The organism is Cobetia sp., from assembly GCF_983723665.1.
Genome location: NZ_CFDJES010000076.1, coordinates 10,134 through 14,477 on the forward strand (window position 1 = coordinate 10,134; position 4,344 = coordinate 14,477).

Below are 4,344 nucleotides of genomic sequence, written 5' to 3' on the forward strand. Positions count from 1 at the left end.
CTCGACCCAGGCCTCGACATCGGCGATCACCGCATCCGGCTTGCGCCCCGCCGTCTCGATGGCCGGGCCATAGGCGACATGGATGGTGCCCGGGCGCTTGATCCAGCTGTCGTTGGGCCAGATCTCACCGGCATTGTGCGCCACCGGCACCACCGGCACGCCGGCACGGCAGGCAATCGCGGCGCCGGACTTGTTGAACTTCTTGCGCGTCCCCGGCGCGATGCGCGTGCCTTCCGGGAAGATCAGCACGGTAAAACCGTCCTTGAGGCGCTGGGTGCCCACTGACAGCACCTGCTTGAGCGCCTTGGCCGGCTGGGTGCGATCCAGCGGAATCGGTTCCAGCAGTTTCAGCCCCCAGCCGAAGACCGGAATCTTCAGCAGCTCCTGCTTGAGCACGGTGCATAGCGGGCGCTTGGCCACCTGCAGATAGATGGTTTCCCACTCGCTCTGGTGGTTGGCCAGCAGCACGCAGGCCCCCTCAGGCAAGGCGTCACGTCCAGTCACCTGCACCTTCACGCCGCAGGTCAGACGGAACCACCACAGCACGATATGGTTGTAGCTATGCAGGACACGGTAGCGCGCCTGTAGCGGAAGGCAGGCCGCCAGCGGCACCAGCACCACGGCGCTGAGCAGCAACGCCATGAAATAACCTACATAAAACAGCACGCTACGCAGCGCATTCACAGGCACAGTCTCCACAGGTCAGATCGAATCGGGGCGAGATGAGCCGGAGGCGCGCTGCGCGATCCAGTCATCCATCAGGCGGGATAGTTCGAGGCGCCACGGCTTCTGATGCACACCGAAGGTGTCCAGCACGCGACGGCAGTTGAGCACACGCCGCAGCGGCGTACCGGCGTTGAGGGTCAGCGCCTTGAGCGGGCCTGCGGCCACCGTCTCGCCCAGCCCCTCGAGACGGGTGATCAACTGGGTACGCACGACACTGACGAAGGCGTAGGTGCTGATGGGCTCGGTGCCGGCCAGATGGTAGGCCCCCCAGGCATCCGCACCGCAGCGCTGCTGCTGGAGCATGCCGATCAACGCCATCGCCACGGCATCGACACTGGTCGGGCACAGGATGACGTCCTCGGCGGCACGCACCTCTTCCCCTGCCAGCAGACGCTCGATCAGTGTCGGCAACCAGGCATCGCGCCCTTCCGGACCGAACAGCGGGCCCAGACGCACGATCAGGTGATTGGGCAGCTCGGCACGGATGCGATCACCGGTCGCGATGACGCGGCGCAGCGCCGTATCGATCGGCGAGGGCACCTCGTCCTCGTCGAGCAAGCCTTCGCCGCCCTGCTCGAACATCTGATCTGCCACGCACCACACCAGCGGTGTGCCGGTCTCGATGCAGGCGGCCAGCACTTGCTCCACCGCCTCGGCATGCGCCATCACCTCGGCAGGTGCGGAATCGGCCGGGCGTGCGAACGGCGGCACGATGACGACATCCGCCTGGCTGGTGCGGATGTCATCGGCACCAATACGGTCAGACTCGACGGCGTTGAGCTCAAGATCGGCGCGCGTACCGGCCGCACGAATCAGACCCAGGCCAAGACAATGCCCGGCATCTAGCAGCAAGAGTTTCACAGGCAGGCTCCAGCAAACAGGCGCATCGCCGCAAGAGGCGACGATGCAAAGGTGTCATTCTATCAACCTTGCAGACTGGCTGCAGGCCCGTTGTTGCGTGGAGTGATGGAGATCAAAGGGGCGCCGATCGGGTGAGGGCGACCGATGCCGTAGCCTTGCACGAAGTCGACTCCGATCAGCTCGAGGGCGGGGATCAGCTCAAGACGCTCGACATATTCCGCCACCGTGATGATGCCCATCTGGGCACAGATGCCACAGATGGCGGAGACGATGGCGGCGTCGAGGCTATCGCGAGTCAGGTTGCGCACGAAGGCGCCGTCGATCTTGAGCTGGTTGACCGGCAGCTCCTTGAGGTAGGCAAAGGACGACATGCCGCTGCCGAAGTCGTCCAGGGCGAAGCTGCAGCCGAGCCGGCGCATGCTGTAGATGAACTCGCGCGCCTGGGCCAGATTGCTGATGGCCGCCGTCTCGGTGATCTCGAAGCACAGCCGCTGGGGCATGACGGAGCTTTGCGTGACCAGCGCCGCCAGCTGATCGCGCATGCGCAGGTCACCCATGCTCTGGCCGGAGAGGTTGATCGCCAGCACGGCATCCGATTCGATGCGGCCATCATCGGACTCCAGCACCTGCAGCGCCTGGGTGACGACCCAGATATCAATCTCGGGCATCAGGCCGAATCGCTCCGCCGTCGCCATGAAGTGCGCCGGGGCCAGGTGCTCGCCCGAGTCGTTGACGTAGCGCAGCAGCACCTCATAGTAGGGCTTGCTGGTGGCATCACTCAGCGAGCGGATCGGCTGGATATACAGCGTGAAGCGATCATTCTCCAGCGCCTCGTGCAGCAGCGGCAGCCATTGCACCTCGCGCTGGGCGCGCTCGAATCCCGCATCTCCGTCATGGTAGGCATGCACCTGATTGCGCCCGCTCTGCTTGGCCATGTAGCAGGCCCCATCCGCCTGACGCAGGACCTCGGAGGCCTGGACACCACTTTCGACCGGCGCGACCCCGATACTGACGCCCAACTGGAATGGCCGCCCCTCATCGTAGTAGCGATAGGCACTGACGGCCGCGCACAGCGCTTCGGCACGCTCGATGGCCTGCTCGCGAGAACAGCGATAGAGCAGCACGGCGAATTCATCGCCCCCCAGGCGTGCCAGTACATCCGTTTCCCGCACATGTGCTCGCATCAGCGCGGAGAGCTCGCGCAATACGGTGTCTCCGGCCGCGTGACCGCAGGTGTCGTTGACCACCTTGAAGAAGTCGAGATCCAGGTACAGCAGCTGGTGAAAGCCGCCATCGGTCAGCGCCGCGGTGAGAGAGTCATCGAAGGCGGTGCGATTGTGCAGGCCGGTCAGGCTGTCGTGATGCGCCTGGAAGTTGAGGCGCCGAATCATGGCCTGGCGATAGCTGATGTCGCGGAAGACCAGTACGGCCCCCTCGACATCCCCACTGCGACGCCGCACGGGCGAGGCCTTGAGCTCCACGGCACATTCACTGCCATCACGTGCCACCAGCAGCGTCTGGCTGGACATGTGCACCACTTCGCCACGCTGCAAGACCCCTTCCAGCTGGCTGGCAACCGACTGCAACGTACCTTCATGGCGCAGCTGCAAGATGCGCACCCAGGGACGACCGCGGGCCAACGACGGGTCCCAGCCACACAGTTCGGCAGCGATGGGATTGATGTGCTGGATATGGCCCTCGCGATCAAGGCTGATCACTCCTTCATCGATGGAATCCAGCATGACCGCCACCTGATCGCGCTCATGACGCAGCTCCCGGGTCCGATACTCCAGCAGGCCATCCAGACGCGAGCGGTAATGGCGACTACGACGCATGCGCTGCTCGGCACTGATGGCCAGGAGTGCCAGCCCCAGCACGGCCAGGGTCGCGATCGCGATGGCCAGGGCCAGCCACAGATTCTGCCCGGAGTTCATGCCCGCCCCGGCAGGAGAGATGATGGGCGTGGTCAGCGGCATCATCTCCATCGCCGCCATGCCGATGTAATGCATGCCGGCGATGGCAAGTCCCATCGCACCGGCCGCCAGGGCCTGATAGATACGATTGGGGCGGCGCTGGCGCAAGAAGAAGCCTCCCAGCCACAGGGCCGCCGTCGCGGCCACCACCGCCACCACGATGGACACCGCGAACAGCAGCGGGTCATAGCGGTATGGCATGTGCATCTGCATCGCCGCCATGCCGGTGTAGTGCATCGTGGCGATGCCGCCGCCCATGATGGTCCCGCTCGTCATCAACAGCATCGGCGTCAGGCGTGGCAGCGTATTCACCCAGAGCGCCAGCCCCGAGGCCAGCATCGCGATCAGCACCGACAACGCCGTCAGGCCGGGCGCATAGGTGACCGAAGCCTGGCTTTCATACGCCAGCATGCCGATGAAATGCATGGCCCAGACACCCAGCCCCATCGCCACGGCTCCGCCCACCAGCCAGCCGAGGCTGGTGGCGCGCGAAGGGGCCAGCGCGACCTGACGAATCAACTGCAGCGCTGCATGTGAAGCCAGCACGGCGACTACGATTGACAGGGCGACCAGTGGGTAGGAATAACTGCCATGCATGAATAACCTCAATCATCAGGGGCATGCCACAGTCGGCAAGATAGGGGCGGAAATCCGACAACGGCGTCATGTCGCCAGCACCCTCTCTGGAGTACCACGACAGGCTTCTCAGGCCATGGATTGCCACCCGACAACACTGGCAGTCCAACGGCGAGATACCAAGAGAATACGGCCATGAAGCGTTTTT

Annotated in this window: 3 protein-coding genes; all 3 read right to left on the bottom strand. The window is 64.4% G+C overall.

Annotated features, from left to right (window positions below):
* On the bottom strand, positions 1-642 hold a 642-nt coding region (locus AC4FAH_RS09270; protein WP_490245939.1), incomplete at its 3' end, for a lysophospholipid acyltransferase family protein.
* Between the two features lie 60 nt (positions 643-702).
* Positions 703-1,587 carry a sugar nucleotide-binding protein gene (locus AC4FAH_RS09275; RefSeq protein WP_225347409.1) on the bottom strand — a complete coding sequence of 295 codons (885 nt, stop codon included), beginning with the start codon at positions 1,585-1,587 and terminating at the stop codon, positions 703-705.
* 62 nt (positions 1,588-1,649) lie between these two features.
* Complete coding sequence (locus AC4FAH_RS09280; protein ID WP_490245938.1) at positions 1,650-4,157, bottom strand: bifunctional diguanylate cyclase/phosphodiesterase; 2,508 nt, start codon at positions 4,155-4,157, stop codon at positions 1,650-1,652.
* Positions 4,158-4,344: the final 187 nt, after the last annotated feature.

Excerpts from the sequence above, each read along its gene's own strand:
- AC4FAH_RS09280 (WP_490245938.1), bottom strand. The coding sequence starts at position 4,157 with ATGCATGGCAGTTATTCCTACCCACTGGTCGCCCTGTCAATCGTAGTC.